The following is a 20835-nucleotide window of genomic DNA, read 5'->3' as shown; positions in this document are numbered from 1 at the left end:
ATGGACGGGCAGGCAGGACGCGAAACATTGATCAGCATGAGCGGCGCCGGCGTGCGCCGGGGGGCGCGCGTGCTGGTGGAAGGGGTCGACCTGGCCATCCGGCGCGGCGAGATCGTGACGCTGATCGGGCCCAATGGTTCGGGCAAATCCACCACGGCCAAGATGGCGACGGGCGTGCTCAAGCCGACAATGGGCACGGTGACGCGCCTGCCGGGGCTGCGCATCGGCTATGTGCCGCAAAAGCTGACCATCGACTGGACGCTGCCGCTGACGGTGGAGCGGCTGATGACGCTGACCGGCCGCTTCAGCCGCAGCGAAATCGAGGCGGCGCTCGATCTGGTCGGGGCGCGGCGGCTCCTCGGAGCGGCGGTGCAGGAATTGTCGGGCGGGGAATTCCAGCGCGTGTTGTTTGCCCGCGCCACCATCCGCAAGCCGGACCTTCTGGTGCTGGACGAGCCGGTGCAGGGCGTCGATTTTGCCGGCGAAGTGGCGCTCTATGAATTGGTGCGCCAGATCCGCGACAGCTCGCGCGCCGGTATCCTGATGATCAGCCATGATTTGCATGTGGTGATGGCGGAAACCGACACGGTGATCTGCCTCAATGGACATGTGTGCTGCACCGGCACGCCGGCGGCAGTCAAGCGCAGCCCGGAATATCTCGCGCTGTTCGGGCCGCGCGCGGCGGAAACGCTGGCGATTTATGAGCACCACCACGACCATGAGCACCACGACGACGGCTGCGTGGTGGCGGCTGGGGCGGCGCATGAGCATGCTCATTCGCACGGGCATGGGGGGCACGGGCATGGGCACTAGGGGCATGCGCAGGAAGGTCGAGTTTGGTGGAGGGGCCGGCACTCCTACCCCAGCCCTCCCCTCAAGGGGGAAGGGACGGGATCGCGCGTTTGGCGGGATTGGGGCGGTTGCATCGGTCCTCCAGGGAGCCGCACATGTTCGGTGATTTCTTTTCGCGCTCCCTCATCGCCGGGATTGGGCTGGCGCTGGTGGCGGGGCCGCTGGGGTGTTTCGTCGTGTGGCGGCGGATGGCCTATTTCGGCGATACGATGGCCCATTCGGCGCTGCTCGGCGTGGCGCTGTCGATCATCTTGTCACTCAACATGACGCTGGGCGTGTTTGCGGTTGCGGCTCTCGTCGCCGGAGCGCTGCTGCTGTTGCAGCGGCAGGCGACGCTCTCGACCGATGCGCTGTTGGGCATTTTGAGCCATTCGACCCTCGCCGTGGGACTGGTGCTGGTGGGCTTTTTGACCACGGTGCGGATCGACCTGATGGGCTTTTTGTTTGGCGATATTCTTGCCGTTTCGGTCGAGGATATCATGGTGATCTATGGCGGGGGCACGGCGATCCTCGTCGTGCTGGCGCTGGCCTGGCGGCCGCTGCTGGCTTCGACGGTCAGCACCGAGCTGGCGGAAGCCGAAGGGCTGCGCCCGGAAGCGAGCCGGATCATCCTCATGATCCTGATGGCCAGCGTCATCGCTATTGCCATGAAACTGGTGGGCGTGCTGCTGATTACCTCCTTGCTGATCATTCCGGCGGCGACGGCGCGGCGCCTAAGCGCAACACCTGAAGGCATGGCCGCGGTGGCGGCGGGGCTCGGGGTGATTGCCGTGGTGGGAGGGCTGTTCGGCTCGCGCAACTGGGATACGGCCTCCGGACCCTCCATCGTCGTGGCGGCCTTGCTGGTGTTTCTGGTTTCGCTCGCCGTGCCGGTCCACAAATTGTTTGGGAGGAAAATTCATGGCGCATAGCCACGCCGCACCCACTGACCTGACGCGCAACCAGGGGCTGGTGCTGGGCGCGCTGACCGGGTCCTCGGCTCCCCTCAGCGCCTATGACATTCTCGACCGGCTGCGCGAGGACGGTTTGCGGGCGCCGCTGCAGGTTTATCGCGCGCTCGACAAGCTGGTGGAATGGGGCCTCGCCCACCGGCTGGAATCGCTCAATGCGTTCGTTGCTTGTGCGGACGAGCACTGCCATCGCAAGGGGCTGATCGCGTTTGCCATTTGCGAAGGGTGCGGCAAGGTCGATGAATTCGCTGACCCCGTGATCGAAAGCCGGCTGGGGGAATGGGCAGGGAAAACGGGCTTCAAGGTCGAGCGCACGACGATGGAAATTCGCGGGCGGTGCGAGGCTTGTGTGGGGGTGTAGGGGCTAGGCTCGATGCCCTCCCTCCCCCTTGAGGGCAGGGCTGGGGTGGGGGTTCGGGCGGTAGGTCTTCCCCCGTTAAGAGTTTTCCCGACGGCCTGAACCCCCACCCTCGATCCCTCCCCTCAAGGGGGAGGGAGGCGATGGGACCCCGCCGTTGGCGAAAGCGGAAGAATTTCGGGACGGGCCCCGGCTCAGGGTCGGGGTGACAGCTGGGGGCGAGGGAGATTGGACCTCCCACGCTGTTAAGTCCTCCTGACCGTCCAGATGCGCGATGCGCCCCCTCCCCCTTGAGGGGAGGGCTGGGGTGGGGGTTCGAGCGGTGGGTCTTCCCCCGTGACGAGTTTGTCCGACGGCCTGAACCCCCACCCTCGATCCCTCCCCTCAAGGGGGAGGGAGGCGATGGGGCGGATGGATGGGTGCGGTTGTGTGCATTCCCGCTTTACGCGGGCTGCGGTGGCGATTGGTCGACCCCCTCCCCGGCCCTCCCCTCAGGGGGGAGGGAGGGCAGGAGCCGATAGGCCGGGGGCCGGGCTCAGTTCGCGGTATCTCGGGATGGGCCCCGGCTCGAGGCCGGGGTGACAGCTGGTGGGTGGGGGAGATTGGGGACGCTCCGAAGGGCGCCTAGGCCTGAGCCTCTTCGGCCTCGCCAAAAACCAAAAAGTGGATGGCGGCGGCGCCGTATTCGCGGCGGTCGGTGAGGGTGAAGCCGGCGGGGATGTCGAGGGTGGCGTCCCGGCTTTCTTCCCAGACGATGGTGGCCCCGGGGGCGAGCCAGTTGTTGTCGCGCAGGCCCGCAAGCGCCTGTTCGCCCAGGGTCTTGCCATAAGGCGGATCGAGAAAGACGAGGTTGAAGGGCTTCATCGAGCCGGGTACGCCGAGATCGGTGGCGTCGCGGCGCAGGAGCTTGGTAATGCCCCCGGCGCCAAAAGCCTCGATATGGTCGCGGATCAGGCCACGGGCTTCAGCGCCGGTATCGACAAAGGTGACGTGACTGGCGCCGCGCGACAGGGCTTCGAGCCCCAGCGCGCCGGTGCCGGCAAACAAATCAAGCACGCGAACACCATCCAGCACCGGCCCAAGGCGCGAGGCAAGGATGTTGAACATGGATTCGCGAACCCGATCGGCAGTAGGCCGGATCGAGAGATCGGATGGCGAATTGAGCCCCTTGCCGCGAAAGCGGCCGGCAACGATGCGCATCTAGCTCAAACCCCTTTCGGCACGCTTGCGGTCAGGGTTTTGGCCGGCGGGGGCCCGATGGGCGCCCTGCCCCACCCGCGGGGCGTGGGCCACCCGCTGGCCGACCAGCACCAGACGGACGACCGCCGCCACCGGGGCGGGCGCCACCGGATGCCCCGGGGCGGGCGCCACCGGGCTTGCCGAATCCGCCGGGACGAGGACCGCGGGCCGGGGCCGCGCCTTCGCGCTTGGGATGGGGCTTGCCGTCGGGGCGAACCTTGGGCTTGCCATAGGTCTTGGCTTCCGAGCCGAACTCGTCGCGGCCCGGACGCGGACCACCCGGGCGAGCACCAGCGGGGCGTTGCGGCCGATCACCGGCAGGGCGAGGACCGCGCTGTGGGCGATCGCCATCGGGGCGATTGCCGCGCGGTTTGTCCGAGAAATTGCGGCCAGGGCGCGAGGGCGCACGATCGGCGTCGGGGCGCGGGGTGTAAGCGCGGGGCGCGCCCGCGGCCTCGGCGTCGGCGCGCGTGCGCGGCTGGAAATCACGCTGCGGGCGTTCGGCGTCGCTGCGGCGCGGACCACGGGGCGTGCCGGTGAACTCGCGCGATGGGCGCTCGGCCCCACCTTCGGGGCGTGGCGGACGCGGCCGATCGCCAAAGGACTTGTTGCCACCAGGACGCCCACCAAAGGACTTGCCGCCGGGGCGATCACCAAAGGACTTGGTGCCGCCGGGGCGATCACCAAAGGACTTGGTGCCGCCGGGGCGATCACCAAAGGATTTGCCGCCGGAGGGACGGTCACCGAATGAACGCTTGGGCTTGTCGCCAAAAGATTTTGGACCGCTGCGGTCACCATCCTCGCGGCGAGGGCCGCGGGGCTTGTCGAAGGCGGGCTTGGCGGGACGCTCGGGGGCCTTGCCAAAGCTGCGGGCGGGCTGGTCGTCCCTGTCGCGGAAGGCGGGGGCGCGGGTGGAACGCTTGGCCACGAATTCTTCTTCACGGCCATCATCAAAGATCACGCGGCGCGGTGGCGCCTCGTATTCCTCGCGCTCCTCGACACGTCGCGGGCCGGGCTTGCGGTTGTCAAAGCGGCCCGGACGATCCTGACGCGGGCGTTCGGCGCGCAGCTCTTCCTCGGTTTTTTCGGCATGGTCGGTGAAGCGGAAGCGCTGGCGGGCAATCTCGACCGTGTTGGTGCCGCGGCCGGTCAGGCGGTCGCGGGTAGGCTTGCCGATCAGGGCATTGGCTTCAGGCATTTCGCTGTCGAAATCCACATCGGCCGCTTCGGCCAGTTTTTTGCCGAGCTGGTCGCGCAGGGTGGCCGCCCGCACGGTTTCAATGGCGCCGACGGGAATGTCGCCGAGCTGGAACGGGCCATAGGAGACGCGGATCAGGCGATTAACCTCAAGGCCGAGCGCGCCCAGCACGTTCTTGACCTCGCGGTTCTTGCCTTCGCGCAGTGCCATGACGAGCCAGACATTGGAGCCCTGCTCGCGCTCGAGGGTGGCTTCGATGGAGCCGTATTTGACGCCATCGATCTCGGTGCCGTCCTTGAGGCGATCAAGGGCGGCCTGGGTCACGGTGCCATGGGCGCGCACGCGATAGCGGCGCAGCCAGCCGGTAGCGGGAAGTTCGAGCACGCGCTTGAGGCCGCCATCATTGGTGAGGAGCAGCAGGCCTTCGGTGTTGATGTCGAGCCGGCCGACCGACACGACGCGTGGCAGGCCGTGGGTTTCGAGCGCTTCAAAGATGGTGGGGCGGCCTTCAGGGTCTTTCTCGGTGACCACGAGGCCAGCGGGCTTGTGATAAAGCCACACGCGGGTGCCCTGGCGGGCGGCGAGCGGGGCGCCATCGACGGTGACCTTGTCGCGGTCGGTGACGTTGAAGGCGGGGGTGATGACCTTCTTGCCGTTGACGGCGACGCGCCCCTCGGTGATCCACACTTCGGCATCACGGCGCGAGCAAAGCCCGGAGCGGGCGATGACCTTGGCGAGGCGATCGCCGGTATCGGGGGAGGCTGGTTGGTCGGCCATGAGTTCGGTGCCTTTCATGCGGGACCCAAAGGGGCGGCGCGGAAACAAGAAGCCCCGCCGCAATGGGCGGGGCTGAATAACGAGTGCGGCCTGAGCCTATCTGCTGGTCATGCTCTTCATGCTGGCATTGGGGCCGGCGCCCAAAGTACCGGGGCTCGTGACCTGGGGCTGCTGGGCCTCGATGGCGCGGCGCACATCGGCGGGGCAGCGGCGGTCGCGCAGCGAGACCACTTCCCCGCTCGGGGTGCGGCACAGCAAATCGGCATCACCCACGCGGGTAAAATAGTCGTCAGGCGGCAGATAAAGCGGGCGCTTGCCGGTGGTGCTGACTTCCATATTGGCGCCCTGCATGCGGGCGGTCAGCGCCGAGGTTTCCTGCTCGGTCAGGGGGCGACCGGCGATGGTGCGGGTATCGACGACACGGGCATTGCGCAGGCGCTTGATCTCGGCTTCGCTCATGCCGGCGGTGTTGAGCTGGACGCGGTCGCTGTTGACGGGCAACTGGGCGGCGGCCGACTGGGTCGGAGCCGGAAGCGAGGCGGCATCGCGCGGCAGCACCAGCGGGGCGCGGGCCTGGGTCAGATCTTCCTTGGGGTCGGCGCGGTTGAGCAGGCCGACGCCGCGGGCGGTCGAAGTCATCACCTCGCGCTCGAAAGTGCCGACATCGGTCAAGGCATTGGTGCCTTCCACGGTGGTGCAGGCCGCCAAAGTCAGGGTCAGCAGCAGAGCCAAACCGGCTTTGCCCCAAAGGGAAGCTCGCTTTGCAGCAGTCTGTGGCCCGGTGGATCCCATGCGCATGAAACGTCCTTCAGAATGTCGGGAGTGCTTATAAACTAGTTTCGCGCCTAAAACCAGATTGGGGCGCGAGCATGTTCAAGCAGTGGGCGTAGCGGCGCGTGGACGGCCAACGCCCAGCATGTCGAGCAACAGCAAGACGACCCCGGCGGTGATCGCCACATCGGCCAGGTTGAAGATGTAGAACGACATCGTGCCCCAGTGGAAATGAAAGAAATCGGCCACGGCGCCGTAGATCAACCGGTCAACGCCATTGGACAGCGCGCCGCCAATGCACAGGCCCAGCCCGAGACGCAGCAGAGCACTATCGGCGCGCACCCACCAGATGGCGAGGGCGACGACGGCGACCAGCATGACGAGCCCCAGGGTCCAGACCGGCAAGCCGTCGAGCAGGCCATAGGAAATGCCGGTGTTCCAGACGAGGACATAATCAAAGAACGGGGTGACGCGCACCACTTCGCCCCCGCTCCAGCCACTCATGGAAAAGGGGATGAAAGCCTCGAAGTGATCAACGCAGGCACCCGCCAGAAGCGAAATGCAGTTGGCGGACACCTGCATGGTCTTGTGCGCCCGATCGAGGCCGAAAACGAGCACGGCTGCGGCGAGCGAGACGTAAACGGAGGGGTCGGCAAGGGCGCGCAGATTCATCGGGAGGCGTCCAACCAATTGGGGGATGTCGCGGGGTCGTGCGAAGATCGGGAGTCGTTCGCCCCCACCCGGCCTCCCCCACGGAGGGGGAGGTGAAGGGACGTGCGGAGCTGAGATCGAAGCTCGGGCACCAGGCTAGAGACCGGCGGCGGCGCGTTCGCGCAGGGCCTGGGCGTCGCGCAGGGTGACGTCGGGGAAGTCGGGATCACTGCCCACTTCGGGCAGGATCTTCCAGGAGCGGGCGCAGCGCTTGCCCTCGGCCAGACCCGGCACCACCGCAACACCGGCCACGTCATCGAGGCGGAAGGCATCGGCGGGGCCTTCGCCCTCGACCAGTTCAACCGCCGAGGTGATGGCGATATCGGCCAGGTCTTCACCCTCGACTGCCGCAAGCAAAGCAGGGTCGCTGATGAACACTTTGGGGGCCGCTTCGAGCGAGGAGCCGATGCGCTTTTCGCGGCGTTCGATCTCGAGCGCCCCGGTGACGACGCGGCGCACATTGCGGATCAGCTGCCATTTGGCGGCCAGTTCGTCGTTGAGCCAGGCGGCGGGCACTTCGGGGAACAAGCGCAGATGCACGGAGGCATCGGCTTCCTTGTGCCGCTCGAGCCAAACCTCTTCCATGGTGAAAACGAGGATGGGCGCGAGCCAGGCCGTGAGGCAATCAAAAAGCCCATTGAGCACGGTCAGGGCAGAGCGGCGGCGCACCGAGGAGATCGGGTCGCAATAGAGCGCATCCTTGCGGATATCGAAATAGAACGCCGACAGCTCGATATTCATGAAATTGGTGAGCAGCGTCACCACACGGCGATAGTCATATTCCTTGTAGGCGGCGCGCACCTGGCCATCGAGTTGGGCCAGGCGATGCAGGATCAGCTGCTCGAGCTCGGGCATGTCGGCGGGCTCGGTCGCATCGGCGGGCTGGTAATGGGCAAGATTGCCCAGGAGCCAGCGCAGGGTGTTGCGCAGCTTGCGATACGCATCCACCGTGGTCTGGACGATCTCCTTGCCCAGGCGCAGATCCTCGGAATAATCGGAGGACGCCACCCAGAGGCGCAGGATATCGGCGCCGTATTGCTTGATGATGTCCTGCGGGGCAACGGTGTTGCCCAGGGACTTGCTCATCTTGCGCCCTTCCCCATCCATGGTGAAGCCGTGCGTCAGCACGCTTTCATAGGGGGCAAAGCCGTTGGTGGCGCAGCTCTCGAGCAGCGAGGAATGGAACCAGCCGCGATGCTGGTCCGAGCCTTCCAGATACATGGAGGCGGGGAATTTGAGGTAGGGCCATTTCTGCTTGTTGCGCAGCACAAAGGCGTGGGTCGAGCCACTGTCGAACCACACATCGAGCACGTCGCGGACCATTTCGTAGTCCGCCGCGACGTAGCTCTCGCCGAGGAACCGCTGGGCGGCGCCTTCGGCGTACCAGGCATCGGCGCCTTCTGCCTCAAAGGCCTGGGCGATGCGATGGTTGACCGCATCGTCCTTGAGGATTTCGTTGGTCTGGCGATGCACGAAGACGGTGATCGGCACGCCCCAGGCGCGCTGGCGCGACAGGACCCAATCGGGGCGGTCTTCCATCATCGAGCGCAGGCGGTTCTGCCCCGCAGGCGGATAGAATTTGGTGGCGTCGATCGCGTTGAGCGCACGGTGGCGCAAGGTATCGCCGGCAACGCCCTCGATGGCGCGGTCCATGTAAACGAACCACTGGGGCGTATTGCGGAAGATCACCGGCTTCTTGGAACGCCAGGAGTGGGGATAGGAGTGCTTGACGCGACCGCGGGCGACCATCATGCCGCGCTCGGCGAGCGCTGCGATCACGCGGTTATTGGCGTCGCCCTTCTTGCCGTTGTCATCGATGACGCGGGCGCCTTCGAAGCCGGGGGCCTCGGCGGTGTAAAAACCGGCATCGTCCACGGCAAAGGGGATGGAGGTGTCGATGCCGCGCTCGGCGAGGAGCCGGCCCGAGTTCATCCAGATTTCAAAGTCATCGAGGCCGTGGCTGGGTGCGGTATGCACAAAGCCGGTGCCGGCATCATCGGTGACGTGTTCGCCATCGAGCAGGGGCACATCGAAATCGTAGCCGCCGGCAAGGCCGCGCAGCGGATGGTGGCAAGCGGTGATCTGGCCGGGATCGACATCGCCGAGGCGCGTGAAGCTTTCGACCTTGGCCCTGGCAAAGACTTCAGCGGCGAGCTTGTCGGCGATGACGTATTTTTCGCCTGTTTTCGCCCAATTGCCTTCGGGGGCCGCGGTGATCTCGTAGAGGCCGTAAGCGACCTTGGAGGAATAGGAGATCGCCCGGTTGGCGGGGATGGTCCAGGGGGTGGTGGTCCAGATCAGCACAAAGGCCGAACCGAGGTCGCGCACCTGGCGGGCGGTGGCGGCAAAATCAGCGCCGGCTTCGGCTGAAGCGCCATGCACGGGGAATTTCACCCAGATCGTGTCGCTTTCATAATCCTGATATTCGATCTCGGCCTCGGCCAAGGCGGTGCGCTCCACGACCGACCACATCACGGGCTTGGAGCCGCGATAAAGCTGGCCGGAGGCGGCAACCTTCATCAGCTCGCGCGCGATCTGGGCTTCGGCGTCAAAGCTCATGGTCAGATAGGGATTGTCCCATTCACCGAGCACGCCCAGACGCTTGAACTCGTCGCGCTGGATATCGACCCATTGCTCGGCAAAGGCGCGGCATTCCTGGCGGAATTCGATGATCGGCACTTCGTTCTTGTCGCGGCCCTTGGCGCGATACTGCTCCTCGATCTTCCATTCGATAGGCAGGCCATGGCAGTCCCAGCCGGGCACATAGGCCGAGTTGAAACCGAGCATCTGCATGGAGCGCGACACCATGTCCTTGAGCGTCTTGTTGAGCGCGTGGCCGATATGGATGTTGCCATTGGCATAGGGAGGGCCGTCATGGAGCGTAAACAGCGGACGATCGGCCGCTTGTTCGCGCTGGCGGGCATAAAGATCCATCTCTTCCCAGCGCTTGAGCCAGAGCGGCTCGCGATCGGGGAGCCCGGCGCGCATGGGGAACTCGGTCTGCGGCAAAAACAGCGTCGACGAATAATCGGTTTCGGTGGCGCTTGCAGCGGTATCGGTCATGGAGGCGGCAATCTTTGGGGGAGGTTGGCGGCCTTTTAGCAAGGTGAGGCGCGAGGGGCAAAGGTTGATTTGCGGTGGGTGGGGGTGATGGGGGCCGTCAGTTCCGCGTGAATGCCGGCGGACGCGGAGTGCGGCGGGTTCTCCCCCTTGAGGGGAGCGGTTGGGGGCGGGGGTCGATCAGTGGCCCACATAACCACCCCCTCTCCGGCCCTCCCCTCAAGGGGGAGGGAGGCGATGGCTGCGGGATTTGGCTTGCGAGGAGATATTTAAGCGCAGTGGACCGCTTGCTGAACTCCCGCCTAGAGCCCGGTGGAGAGCCTCCCCTCCTCCTTGAGGGGAGGGGTTGGGGGTGGGGGTTCATCAGTGGCCCACCGCACCACCCCCTCCCCGGCCCTCCCCTCAAGGGGGAGGGAGGGCAGGAGCCGAGAGCAAGGAGTTGGGCACGATAGGTCCCCTCCCCCTTGAGGGGAGGGCTAGGGTGGGGGTGCAGGCGGCTGAGCTTGAGTGGAGGAGCGAAGGGGAACCGTACCCAGGCTCCACTCGGAGGCAAAGCCGGAACCCCCACCCTCGGTCCCTCCCCTCAAGGGGGGAGGGAGGCGATGGCTCATGGGGCCGAGTTCTTGGGCTAGCCGACGAAACCCAGCTGTTCGTCGAGCGGGCTGAGGGGGGTGGCTTGGGTGAGGAGGGTGCGGGCTTTGCCCGAGTCGCGGTCCATGGCGGCGATCAGTTCATCGAGGCCGCTGAACACTTCCTGGCCGCGGATATGGCCGACCAGGGCGACGGTGATGGTTTGCCCATAGATGTCCTCGTCGAAGTCGAAGAGGTGGGTTTCAAAGGGCGGGCGCTGGTTGTCGAACATGGGCTTGCCATAGGCGGCAACGCCGCCAAAAAGGCGATTGCCGAGGCGGGCGCGCACGGCATAGACGCCCTGGGCAAGCTGGAAGCCGTTGGGGGTCATGGTGTTGGCCGTGGGGTAGCCCAGTTCGCGGCCGCGCTGGTCCCCGCGCACGACGCAACCATCAAAGAACCAGTGGTAGCCCAAAAGCCGATTGGCCGCGGTGACCGCCCCTTCCGAGAGGGCGGCGCGGATGCGCGAGGAGGAGATGGGCTCGTCGCCCTCGTCCATCAGATCAAGGGTCTGGACGGCAAAGCCCGCCGCCTCCCCCGCCGCCTTGAGGAAAGTGGGCGTGCCGCGCCGGCCGCGGCCGAAATGAAAGTCGGAGCCGACAATGACGCCGGCGACGTTCATGGCATCGACGAGAAAGCGGGACACGAAGTCTTCCGCCTCGATCTGGGAAAAGGCGCGATCGAAGGGGAGGATGACGATGCCATCGAGCCCGAGGGCTTCCGCCAGCCGCGCTTTGGCGTCGCCATCGGTGAGGCGGAACATGAAGGGCGAGGGCGCAAACACATCGCGCGGATGCGGCTCGAAGGTCAGCAGCACCGCGGGCGCCTCCGCCCGCGCCGCTTCGGTCTTGAGGGCGGCCAGGATCGACTGGTGGCCGCGATGAAAGCCATCGAAATTGCCGATGGCGACATAGGCGCCCCGCAGGGCGGCGGGGACGTCATCGAGGCTGGATAGTCGAATAAAGGCCACGCGCGCCTACCAGGTGAGGCGCGGCAGGAAGCCGGCAAGGCGGGCGCCACTGGGGGCCACGAGATCGGCGATCAGCTGCGGATCGGGGCTGCCAAAGGCATCGAGTTCGGCCGCGTGGATCGAGCCGGTGATGAACAGCAGGTCGAGCCCGAACTGGGCGGCGCCGGTGGCATCGGTGCGCACGCTGTCGCCAATGGCGAGCACGCGGCTTTTGTCGAGGGGCTTGCCAGCGGCCTGTTCGGCGAGGCGGAAGGCTTCCTCATAGATGGGGCGATAGGGTTTGCCGGCCATGTGCACGATCCCGCCCATGGCTTCGTAGAGGTCGCCCAGCGCGCCGCCGCAATAGATCAGGCGGTCGCCATGTTCCACGACGCGGTCGGGATTGGCGCAGATCATGGGGAGCTTGCGCGCGAGCCAGTGCTCGGCGCGTTCCCGATACATTTCGGGGGTGTGGGTGTCGTCATCGAGATCGGTGACCACAATCACTTCTGCTTCATCGGCCGTGGTGCGGCGCACATCGAGGCCCTCGTAGAGCGCATCGTCTTCGGTGGCGGGGCCGACATGGTGGATCGGGCGGCCCTGGTAGCGGGCGATCATGGCGCGGGTGGCGTCGCCCGAGGAAACGATGGCATCATAGGCAGAGCGCGGCACGCCAAGGCGATCAAGCATGTCGACGATCGGGCCCGAGGGGCGCGGCGCATTGGTGATCAGCACGGCCGTGCCGCCAGCTTCACGATATTTCACGAGGGCGTCGACGGCGCTGGGGAAGGCCGACACGCCATTGTGGATCACACCCCACACATCGCTCAGCACCGCATCATAGCGCCCGGCAAGATCGGACAGGCCGGAAATGGAGGCGGGATGGGACGTCATGGGGAACTCCGAAATAAACTGCTGCGTGCTATGTGGCAGCTTGGGGGCGCCGATCAAGCCCAAACAGCACGGGAGTGGTGGAGTTAGCCCTCGACCCGATGCAAGGCGGGCGCGGGCTGGCGGCCGCCATCGAGCAGCAGATCGCCGCGCAACGGGGCGGCAGCGCCCAGATGAGGCCCTTGCACGAGGGTGATGCGGTGATCGATCAATTCGGGGATCTGCGCTTCCGCTGATACCCCGCTGGCAAGCAGCGTCACGCCAAAGCGGGCGAGGTAATCGGCGATATCGGCGGCGTGGAAATCAGTCAGGGATTGCGGCGCTTCGAGGAAGCGCGCGGCATCGATGCGCAGCGAGCGCACGCCGCGCGCGGCCAGTTCACCCACATCGAGCCGCAGCGATTGCACGGCCAGGATGCTGTAGCCTGAGCCCTTCTTGTGGACGGCGTCGGCCACGGCGCGCTCGGCGGTGGTCAGGGACAGCCACTCTGCTTCTTCGATCGCAAAGATCAGGCTCGGCGCTACGGGGCGATTGGCTTCGAGCGAAGCGATCAACCCTTCGGCGGCCTGGCCGTCGCCCAGGGTCGCCCGCGACAGCGGCACAAAGAGATTAGGCCTTTGCCCGGCAGTGCGGGCGCGGCGGGCCAGGGTAATGGCTTCGAGCAAACCGATGCTTTCGAGCTGACGCAGCACATCGGCGCCGCCCTGTCGGGGCAGGAAATCGGCCGGTTCAGCCAATGCGCCCGCTTCGAGGGCGAGGCGCGGCACCAGATCAAAGCCGGTGGGCCGGCGCTGGGGCAAGGTCACGACGGGCTGGACGTGAAAGAGCAGCCGCCCTTCGCCAAAGGCGCGCCGCACGGTTTCGAGCGGAATCGTGGGTTCGCGTGGTGGCGGCACGATGGTCGCGGCTGGGGCAGGTCGCAGCGCGGCGGGTGCGGCCTGAGGTTGGGCCGCCCTTTCCTCGATATCGGCGACGGCTTCGGCGACCTGGCGGATCACGGTGCCCAGAACGGAGATGTCGGCTTCGACGGCGCCGAGGCGCGGGCCGGCATTGAGGTCGGCCATGGCGTTGATGCGCTGGCCGAGCACGGCGCCAGCCTTGGCATCGGTGGAAAGGAGGCGCGACAATTCCTCGATGGCGCGCTCGAGCCGCTGCTCGGCGCGCTGGCGCAGGACGCGCTCATGGGCGGTAACGGCGATGCAGCCGAAAACCAGCGCGGCGAGAATGGCCTGGGCGGGGGTGAAGGCGAGCCCGAAATAGGCCGCAGCTCCAGCTGCTGCCGCGGAAACCGCTATAAAGGTGTAAACCAGGCCCTGCACAGCGCGATGCGATCCCCAAAACGGCGCCGGGATTCGGCCCCAATGTTCTTAGCATCGCCCCGGCCCTGGCTGGAACGGAATATTTACCCTGTTGGAGAACAATCGGCGGGCGTCGAACTATACCAAAGGCAAAGCCGCAATGGCGACAAACACTGGGGGACCCCTGGCAGTGCCGGGCCGGCTGCTCCTGATCGAGCGTGATCAGCGATCGGTGCGGCACCTCAAAGAAGCTCTCTCGGGGCAATTGCAGCCAGCGCCACAGCTTGCCCTGGCGGCCTGCGGCCGGACCGGGGCGGAAACCTTGCGGCGCGAAGCCTTTGACCTGGTGCTGGTGGATCTCGGAAGCCTCGAAGATCCCGGCCCTGACGAGGCGATGGCGCGACTGGTCAAACTGGCCGATGGCGCGCTGGTGATTGCCCTGTCGGATGGTGGTTCGGTGTCGGCATCGCTGGTGGCGATGCGGGCTGGGGCGCATGATTGCCTGACCAAGCCGGTTGACGGGGCAACGCTGTTGACGCGAATCGGCGAGCTGGCACAGCGCCACGGCAAGGCCAGTGCCCTTTTGGGTGAGCCCGCCCTGCCCCGGCCCTCGGCCGATTTTGCCGGCTTTGTGGGTGGCTCAGGGGCGATGCAGGCCGTTTACGAGCAGATCATGCGGATCGCGCCTTCCCCTGCCCCGGTGTTCATCACCGGGGAAAGCGGCACCGGCAAGAATTTGTGCGCCGAGGCGCTGCATGGCAGCAGCCCGCGCGCTGGCCGCCCCATGGTCGTGGTGAACTGCGCGGCAGCCGACGCTGATTCCCTGGCACGCGAATTGTTCGGCGCCGGCTCGGATGGCGTCGGCGCGGCGCGGCGGGCGGATGGCGGCACGCTGTTTCTTGACGAAGTTGCGCAACTCGACCCCGAACTGCAGGCCAAGCTGCTGCACCTGTTGCAGACCGGCCGGATCACTGGCGAGGGCGAGGTGCCAACCAACGCGCTCGATATACGAGTGGTTTGCGCCACCAAGGAGCCGCTGACGCAGCTGATCGAAACCCGGCAATTGCGCGAAGACCTGTTTTACCGGCTGCATGTGTTGCCGATCCACCTGCCGCCGCTGCGGCAACGGCCAAGCGACGTGTTGCCCCTCGCCCGCCATTTCCTTGAGCGGTTCGGGCGCGAGCAGGGCAAGCAGTTCTCCGGGTTTTCGCCCGAGGCGGTTGCGGTCCTGGGCGGATCGGAATGGCCCGGCAATGTGCGGCAGCTCGAGAACCTGATGCGGCGCATCGCCGTGCTCGCCGATGGCGGCGAGGTGAGTGCGGCCATGGTGGCTTCGAGCGCTGCAGTGGGCGAACTGGGCCCCGGCGGCAATCGGGCCGAGCGCCGTTCGCCGGTGCGGCCAATGTGGGAGCAGGAACAGCGCATCATCGAGGATGCCATTGCCAGCTTTGGCGGCAATATCTCGCTGGCGGCAGCGGCCCTGGAGATCAGCCCCTCGACCATCTACCGCAAGCGCCAGGGCTGGGCTGGGCTGGAGGTGGCCAGCTAGCCTGCTGCCAGGGTTTGACAGGGCACGGATTTAGATCAAGCCCGGTTCAGCAATGGAGGTGAGTTGTGACCACTGGTCATGTGTTTATCGGCACCAGCCTGGATGGCTTTATCGCGCGCAAGAATGACGACATCGCCTGGCTGACGGATTACCCGACGCTTGGCGAGGATCACGGTTTCAACGCCCATATGGAACGGATGGATGGGGTGATCATGGGGCGCGGCACCTATGAGGTGATCAAGCATTTCCGGCCGTGGTTTTATTCCAAGCCCGTGCTGGTGCTGAGCGGCAGCATCACCCAGACCGATGTGCCCGAGGAGATTGCCGACAAAGTCGAGATTGTGGATGCAACGCCCGAGGAGGCGATGCAACTGGTCGCGGGCCGGGGCTGGCGCGCGGCTTATGTGGATGGCGGCAAACTGATCCAGGCGTTTTTGCGCGCCGGGCTGATCGAGGATCTGGTGATCAGCCGCATTCCGGTGTTGATCGGCGAGGGCATTCCCCTGTTCGGGCCGCTTGGGGCCGACCTGGTGCTCGAGCATGTGGAAACCCAGGCCTTTCCATCGGGCCTGGTGCAATCGCGCTATCGCGTCCCCGGCAATGCGGCCTAAAGGCTGCTGGCCTGGCGGGCCTTGTTCCGATCGAGCCCCAGGCGGTGCTCGCGGAAGATGATGAAGATGCCCGAAGCGATCACGATCGCAGCGCCGCCCAGCATGGGCAGCGTCGGGATGTCGCCGAAAGCGAAGTAACCCACCGCCAAGCCGAGCAGCAGCGAGGTATATTCAAAGGGCGCAATCACCGACATTTCGGCATGGCGATAGCTGGCGGTGAGGAGGATCTGCCCAACACCCCCCGCAATGCCGGCCAGGACGAGGATCACGGTCTGCTCGAGCGTGGGCCAAACCCAGCCGAATGGCAGGGTCAACAGCGACAGCACCGAGCCGGTGATGAAGAAATACAGCACGATGGTTTCGGTGCGCTCGGTTTGCACGAGGCGGCGCACCTGCATCATGGCAAAGGCCGAAAAGATCGCTGCCAGGAGCGCGGCGAGTGCGCCCAGGGTTTCGCCGGTGCCCATGGCGGTTTGCCCGCTCAGGATGGTGAGCCGCGGCCAAAGCATGATGATCACGCCGACCAGGCCCACGATCACCGCCGTCCAGCGGTAAAGCTGCACCCGCTCCTTGAGCAGCACGGCGCCCAGAACCACCACGACCAGCGGCGCGGCATAGCCAATGGCAATGGCCTCGGGCAGCGGCAGCATGGTCAGCCCGTAAAAGCTCAGGCCCATGGAGGCGATGCCGATGAGGCCACGCAGCACATGGCCGAACGGATTGTTGGTGTGCAGGCCGAAACGCAGATTGCCCTGCCAGGCGAGATAAACCAGCACCGGCACGATGGCGAAAAAACAGCGGTAGAACACGAGTTCGCCCGCAGGAATGTTCTCGGCCGCCTTGATCAGGGCCGACATCGCCACGAAAACGCAGACCGAAGCAACCTTGAGGGTGATGCCACGTAGCGGAGCAACCGTGGCAGGTGGAGAAAAAGCCGGGTTGGCCCCGCCGGAAAGTGTCACTTGCGTCTCGTTTGCGCTGGCTTAGTTGGCAGCGGCTTTTTCGAGTTTTTCCTTGGCCTGGCGGGCGGTGGCGAAGGCCTTGTGCTCGGGGCCCATGGCGCTGCCGGATTTGACAACGGCGCCGGCGGCATCGAGCAGTTCCCATTGCCAATTGGCGTTCTGGCCACTGCCGCCCTTGAGGCGCAGGCGGATCTGGAGGGGTTGAGCTGGTGTGTTCATGGCTTCCCTTATGCCCCAAGCCCTGGGGCGATGAAAGCCCCAAGGCAACCCGCAATGGCGGTTAAACCGCTGTGCGGCGATATTCGATCTTGTCGCCCCAGAAGGCGATCATATCGCGGATGGGCTCCACCAATGGACAAGGATCGGGATAATACCAGGCAGCATCCTCGGCAGTCGCCGTCAGGGTCTTGATGGTGTAGTAGGAGGCCTCGCCCTTATAGGGGCAGGTGGTGTGGGTGTCGGTGGCCTCGAGAATACCGGGCTGGATGTCCTCGCGCGGCAAGTAAATGCGCAGCGGCGAGCCGGGCTCATCGACTTCCAGCGCCCGGATGGAATCGGCAATTTCCGCGTCATCGAAGATGACATGGACGCGGCCTTCGGCCGGCCGGATCTTGATGTCTTTATCCAGACATTGAACGGTCATGATCTCGTGCCTTTCTAGCTGTGCGTATCGGTGCTCAACGCATCATCCCCGCCCGGGGTTCACCCTGCCCCGGCTTGACTCGGATGCGCCCCCTGCATATATCAGCGACACCCTGTTAGCACTCTCACTCGGTGAGTGCCAAAGGGCGCGAATTTGCAGTCCCGATGATGCTATAGGAGCAATCATGAGCTTCCGTCCCCTCCACGACCGCGTGGTCGTCCGCCGTCTCGACAGCGAGGAAAAGACTAAAGGCGGGATCATCATTCCCGACACCGCCAAGGAAAAGCCCTCCGAAGGCGTTATTGTTGCAGTTGGCCCAGGTGCCCGCGATGACAGCGGCAAGGTTGTGGCGCTGGACGTCAAGGCCGGCGACCGCGTGCTGTTTGGCAAGTGGAGCGGCACCGAAGTCAAGGTCGACGGTGAAGACCTGCTGATCATGAAAGAATCCGACATCATGGGCATCGTCGAAGCGTAAGGCGATTTGCTCGGTCAAATAGCCCGCTTCCCTGCCCTTTTCCCTGTCTGCACTTTAAGGAGCGCCTCACATGGCAGCTAAAGAAGTAAAGTTCTCCACCGACGCGCGCGACAAGATGCTGCGTGGCGTCAACATCCTGGCCAATGCGGTCAAGGTGACCCTCGGCCCCAAGGGTCGTAACGTCGTTATCGAAAAGTCCTTCGGTGCTCCGCGCATCACCAAGGACGGCGTGACCGTTGCCAAGGAAATCGAACTGGAAGACAAGTTCGAGAACCTGGGCGCGCAGCTGCTGCGTTCGGTCGCCTCCAAGACCAACGATATCGCCGGCGACGGCACCACCACCGCGACCGTTCTGGGTCAGGCCATTGTTGTTGAAGGCGTCAAGGCTGTTGCCGCCGGCTTCAACCCAATGGATCTGAAGCGCGGCATCGACATGGCCGTGGAAGAAGTCGTGGCTTCGCTCAAGGCCGCTTCGTCCAAGATCAAGTCGTCGTCCGAAGTTGCCCAGGTCGGCACCATTTCGGCCAATGGCGAATCGTCCATCGGCGACATGATTGCCGAAGCCATGCAGAAGGTCGGCAACGAGGGTGTGATCACTGTCGAGGAAGCCAAGACTGCCGAGACCGAGCTCGATGTCGTTGAAGGCATGCAGTTCGACCGCGGCTATCTCAGCCCCTATTTCGTGACCAATGCCGAGAAGATGACTGCCGTTCTGGAAGATCCCGTGATCCTCCTCCACGAAAAGAAGCTCTCGAACCTGCAGGCCATCCTGCCGATCCTTGAGTCGGTTGTGCAGAGCCAGCGCCCGCTGCTGATCATTGCCGAAGACATTGAAGGTGAGGCTCTTGCGACCCTCGTCGTCAACCGTCTGCGCGGTGGCCTCAAGGTTGCTGCCGTCAAGGCTCCGGGCTTCGGCGATCGCCGCAAGGCCATGCTGGAAGACATCGCCATCCTGACCGGTGGCCAGGTGATCTCCGAAGATCTCGGCATCAAGCTCGAGAACGTGACCATCGACATGCTGGGCACTGCCAAGCGCGTTGAGATCACCAAGGAAAACACCACGATCGTTGATGGTGCCGGCACCCAGGAAGACATCCAGGGTCGCGTTGGCCAGATCAAGGCGCAGATCGAGGAAACCACTTCGGACTACGACAAGGAAAAGCTGCAGGAACGCCTGGCCAAGCTCGCTGGCGGTGTCGCCGTGATCCGCGTCGGCGGCTCCACGGAAGTGGAAGTCAAGGAGCGCAAGGACCGCGTCGATGACGCTCTCAACGCTACCCGCGCTGCCGTTGAAGAAGGCATTGTTGCTGGTGGTGGCGTGGCGCTGCTGCGCGCTTCCAACGCAATGACCGTCAAGGGCATCAACGCCGACCAGGACGCTGGTATCGCCATCGTCAAGCGCGCTCTGCAGGAGCCCGTACGCACCATTGCCAATAACGCCGGTGCCGAAGGCTCCGTGGTTGTGGGCAAGATCCTCGAGAACTCCTCGCTCACCTTCGGCTACAACGCCGCAACCGGCGAGTATGGCGATCTGGTGCAGCTGGGCGTTATCGACCCGGTCAAGGTGGTTCGCACGGCTCTGCAGGACGCAGCTTCGGTTGCTTCGCTGCTGATCACCACCGAAGCCCTCATCGTCGAGGCTCCCAAGGACGCAGCACCGGCAATGCCGGGCGGCGGCGGCATGGGCGGCATGGGCGGCATGGACTTCTAGTCCAGCCATTCAGGCAAAAAATTCAGGATCGTTTCTTCCCAGTCACGATCTTGGTTGGAAAGGCGCAGTGGAAACACTGCGCCTTTTTCTTGCGCCGATCCCGCGCTAGAGTGAGGGCTCTCAACCCACGAGGATTGTATGCGGACGCCACGACGCGGAAGCGCTTACGACCAGGCGGAAGCCGCCTTCAAGAGCGCCACGAGCAAACCAGCTGCACCTGCGGCACCCGCCAAGGCGGCTACGCCACCGGGTGGCAAGGAACTGGTGTCGCTGCGGCTCGACCGGGCGGTGCTGGAGCATTTCCAGGAGGATGGGCCGGGCTGGCAGGAGCGCATCAACGCGGCGCTGCGCCAGGCCGCCGGGCTGGAGCCCGAGGACTAGGTTTTTTAGCGGAAGATCAGCAGCCGCAGGGCGAGGATGATCGAGACGACGACCACCAGCGGGCGGATGATCTTGGCCCCGAACCGGATGCCGATGCGCGCGCCGGCATAGCCGCCCACCACTTGGCCAACCGACATGGCGATGGCGGCTGGCCAGACCACGTCCCCGGCGATGATGAAGATGATCAGGGCCGACAGGTTTGAGGTCAGGTTGAGGATCTTGGTGTTGCCGGCGGCGCGGGTGATGCCGAGCCCGAACAGCATCACAAAGCCGATGGTGAAGAACGAGCCGGTGCCCGGACCGAACACCCCATCGTAAAAGCCGAGCACAAAGCCCATCAGCGGCACGAAGAGCTCAAAGCGCAGGCGCGGCGCGCGATCGAGGTCGGACAAGTTAGGGGCGAAAAGGAAATACAGCGCCACCCCGATCAGCGCCACCGGCACCGCGACATCAAGCAAGGTCACGTCGATCTGCTTGACCACGAGAGCGCCAACAAGGCTGCCGGCGTAAGTAGTAAAGAGCGCGGGCACGAGCTTGCGCAGGGTGACAAAGCCGCGCCGCCAATAGGTCAGCGCCGCAAGGCTCGTTCCCACCACGCCCTGCAGCTTGTTGGTCGCGAGCGCGGCCACGGGCGGCACGCCGGCCGAAAGCAGCGCGGGCAGCGAGATCATGCCCCCTCCCCCGGCGATGGCGTCAACAAAGCCAGCCAGCATGCCAGCGCCAGCGAGCGCCAGCAGCACAAGGGGATCGAGCAGCATATCAGGGTCCGGGGGTTAGGCGGCGGGCGGAAGAGTCGGCACTTGGCTTAGCCGCCAATGG

The 20835-nt window shown here is 65.2% G+C and carries 20 protein-coding genes; 8 read left to right on the top strand and 12 right to left on the bottom strand.

Annotated elements, in window-relative coordinates; translation table 11 throughout:
* The 3 genes from HRU92_RS00180 to HRU92_RS00170 all read left to right on the top strand — a co-directional run bounded on the left by HRU92_RS00180 (position 1) and on the right by HRU92_RS00170 (position 2163).
* On the top strand, positions 1-813 hold the full coding sequence (locus HRU92_RS00180; RefSeq protein ID WP_172122551.1) for an ATP-binding cassette domain-containing protein: 813 nt from the start codon (positions 1-3) through the stop codon (positions 811-813).
* Between the two features lie 134 nt (positions 814-947).
* Entirely contained in the window at positions 948-1763 is an 816-nt protein-coding gene (locus tag HRU92_RS00175) for a metal ABC transporter permease (RefSeq protein ID WP_172122550.1), read from the top strand.
* On the top strand, positions 1753-2163 hold the full coding sequence (locus tag HRU92_RS00170; RefSeq protein ID WP_172122549.1) for a Fur family transcriptional regulator: 411 nt from the start codon (positions 1753-1755) through the stop codon (positions 2161-2163). Before HRU92_RS00175 ends, HRU92_RS00170 begins: the two co-directional genes overlap by 11 nt.
* Positions 2164-2784: 621 nt before the next feature.
* Here HRU92_RS00170 and rsmD read toward each other — a convergent pair.
* The 8 genes from rsmD to HRU92_RS00130 form a co-directional block, all read right to left on the bottom strand.
* Complete coding sequence (gene rsmD, locus HRU92_RS00165; RefSeq protein WP_172122548.1) at positions 2785-3360, bottom strand: 16S rRNA (guanine(966)-N(2))-methyltransferase RsmD; 576 nt, start codon at positions 3358-3360, stop codon at positions 2785-2787.
* A 31-nt stretch (positions 3361-3391) separates the two neighbouring features.
* A complete protein-coding gene (locus HRU92_RS20700; RefSeq protein ID WP_282567726.1) occupies positions 3392-5374 on the bottom strand; it encodes a pseudouridine synthase in 1983 nt (660 codons plus the stop codon).
* A gap of 96 nt (positions 5375-5470) precedes the next feature.
* Positions 5471-6172, bottom strand: coding sequence for a hypothetical protein (locus tag HRU92_RS00155; protein ID WP_172122546.1), 702 nt, complete (start codon positions 6170-6172; stop codon positions 5471-5473).
* Between the two features lie 75 nt (positions 6173-6247).
* Positions 6248-6817, bottom strand: coding sequence for a signal peptidase II (lspA, locus tag HRU92_RS00150; protein WP_172122545.1), 570 nt, complete (start codon positions 6815-6817; stop codon positions 6248-6250).
* A 135-nt stretch (positions 6818-6952) separates the two neighbouring features.
* Complete coding sequence (ileS, locus tag HRU92_RS00145) at positions 6953-9919, bottom strand: isoleucine--tRNA ligase (RefSeq protein ID WP_172122544.1); 2967 nt, start codon at positions 9917-9919, stop codon at positions 6953-6955.
* Positions 9920-10544: 625 nt separating this feature from the next.
* The gene (locus tag HRU92_RS00140) at positions 10545-11516 is read right to left on the bottom strand and encodes a bifunctional riboflavin kinase/FAD synthetase (RefSeq protein WP_172122543.1); all 972 of its coding nucleotides are present in this window, start codon (positions 11514-11516) and stop codon (positions 10545-10547) included.
* A 6-nt stretch (positions 11517-11522) separates the two neighbouring features.
* The gene (locus HRU92_RS00135; protein ID WP_127752130.1) at positions 11523-12389 is read right to left on the bottom strand and encodes a TIGR01459 family HAD-type hydrolase; all 867 of its coding nucleotides are present in this window, start codon (positions 12387-12389) and stop codon (positions 11523-11525) included.
* Positions 12390-12472: 83 nt separating this feature from the next.
* Complete coding sequence (locus tag HRU92_RS00130) at positions 12473-13705, bottom strand: EAL domain-containing protein (RefSeq protein ID WP_172122542.1); 1233 nt, start codon at positions 13703-13705, stop codon at positions 12473-12475.
* Between the two features lie 139 nt (positions 13706-13844).
* Here HRU92_RS00130 and HRU92_RS00125 point away from each other — a divergent pair, with 139 nt between their 5' ends.
* A complete protein-coding gene (locus HRU92_RS00125) occupies positions 13845-15233 on the top strand; it encodes a sigma-54 dependent transcriptional regulator (protein WP_173087294.1) in 1389 nt (462 codons plus the stop codon).
* A gap of 65 nt (positions 15234-15298) precedes the next feature.
* Positions 15299-15844: a dihydrofolate reductase family protein gene (locus HRU92_RS00120; protein WP_173087293.1), complete on the top strand. Its 546-nt coding sequence runs from the start codon at positions 15299-15301 to the stop codon at positions 15842-15844.
* Here the strand turns inward: HRU92_RS00120 and HRU92_RS00115 are convergent.
* From HRU92_RS00115 to HRU92_RS00105, 3 genes are all read right to left on the bottom strand, one after another.
* Positions 15841-16806 (bottom strand): DMT family transporter, encoded by a 966-nt coding sequence (locus HRU92_RS00115; RefSeq protein WP_349236674.1) that lies wholly within the window; start codon positions 16804-16806, stop codon positions 15841-15843. The two genes, HRU92_RS00120 and HRU92_RS00115, sit on opposite strands and share 4 nt — an antisense overlap.
* A gap of 21 nt (positions 16807-16827) precedes the next feature.
* Positions 16828-17025, bottom strand: a complete 198-nt coding sequence (locus tag HRU92_RS00110; RefSeq protein WP_127752126.1) for a hypothetical protein — start codon at positions 17023-17025, stop codon at positions 16828-16830.
* 61 nt (positions 17026-17086) lie between these two features.
* A complete protein-coding gene (locus tag HRU92_RS00105) occupies positions 17087-17449 on the bottom strand; it encodes a DUF427 domain-containing protein (RefSeq protein ID WP_127752125.1) in 363 nt (120 codons plus the stop codon).
* 184 nt (positions 17450-17633) lie between these two features.
* On the opposite strand from HRU92_RS00105, the gene groES reads away from it, so the two are divergent.
* From groES to HRU92_RS00090, 3 genes are all read left to right on the top strand, one after another.
* On the top strand, positions 17634-17924 hold the full coding sequence (groES, locus tag HRU92_RS00100) for a co-chaperone GroES (protein ID WP_127752124.1): 291 nt from the start codon (positions 17634-17636) through the stop codon (positions 17922-17924).
* A gap of 70 nt (positions 17925-17994) precedes the next feature.
* Positions 17995-19635: a chaperonin GroEL gene (gene groL, locus HRU92_RS00095; RefSeq protein WP_127752123.1), complete on the top strand. Its 1641-nt coding sequence runs from the start codon at positions 17995-17997 to the stop codon at positions 19633-19635.
* 138 nt (positions 19636-19773) lie between these two features.
* Positions 19774-20016, top strand: a complete 243-nt coding sequence (locus HRU92_RS00090; RefSeq protein WP_172122539.1) for a BrnA antitoxin family protein — start codon at positions 19774-19776, stop codon at positions 20014-20016.
* A gap of 5 nt (positions 20017-20021) precedes the next feature.
* Here HRU92_RS00090 and HRU92_RS00085 read toward each other — a convergent pair whose 3' ends face one another.
* On the bottom strand, positions 20022-20774 hold the full coding sequence (locus HRU92_RS00085; RefSeq protein WP_172122538.1) for a TSUP family transporter: 753 nt from the start codon (positions 20772-20774) through the stop codon (positions 20022-20024).
* Positions 20775-20835: the final 61 nt, after the last annotated feature.

Origin of the sequence: Devosia sp. 1635, assembly GCF_013185955.1 — a bacterium.
GTDB lineage: Bacteria > Pseudomonadota > Alphaproteobacteria > Rhizobiales > Devosiaceae > Devosia.
Note: the sequence above shows the minus strand (reverse complement) of the source record. Positions and strands in the feature narration are given on the sequence as shown.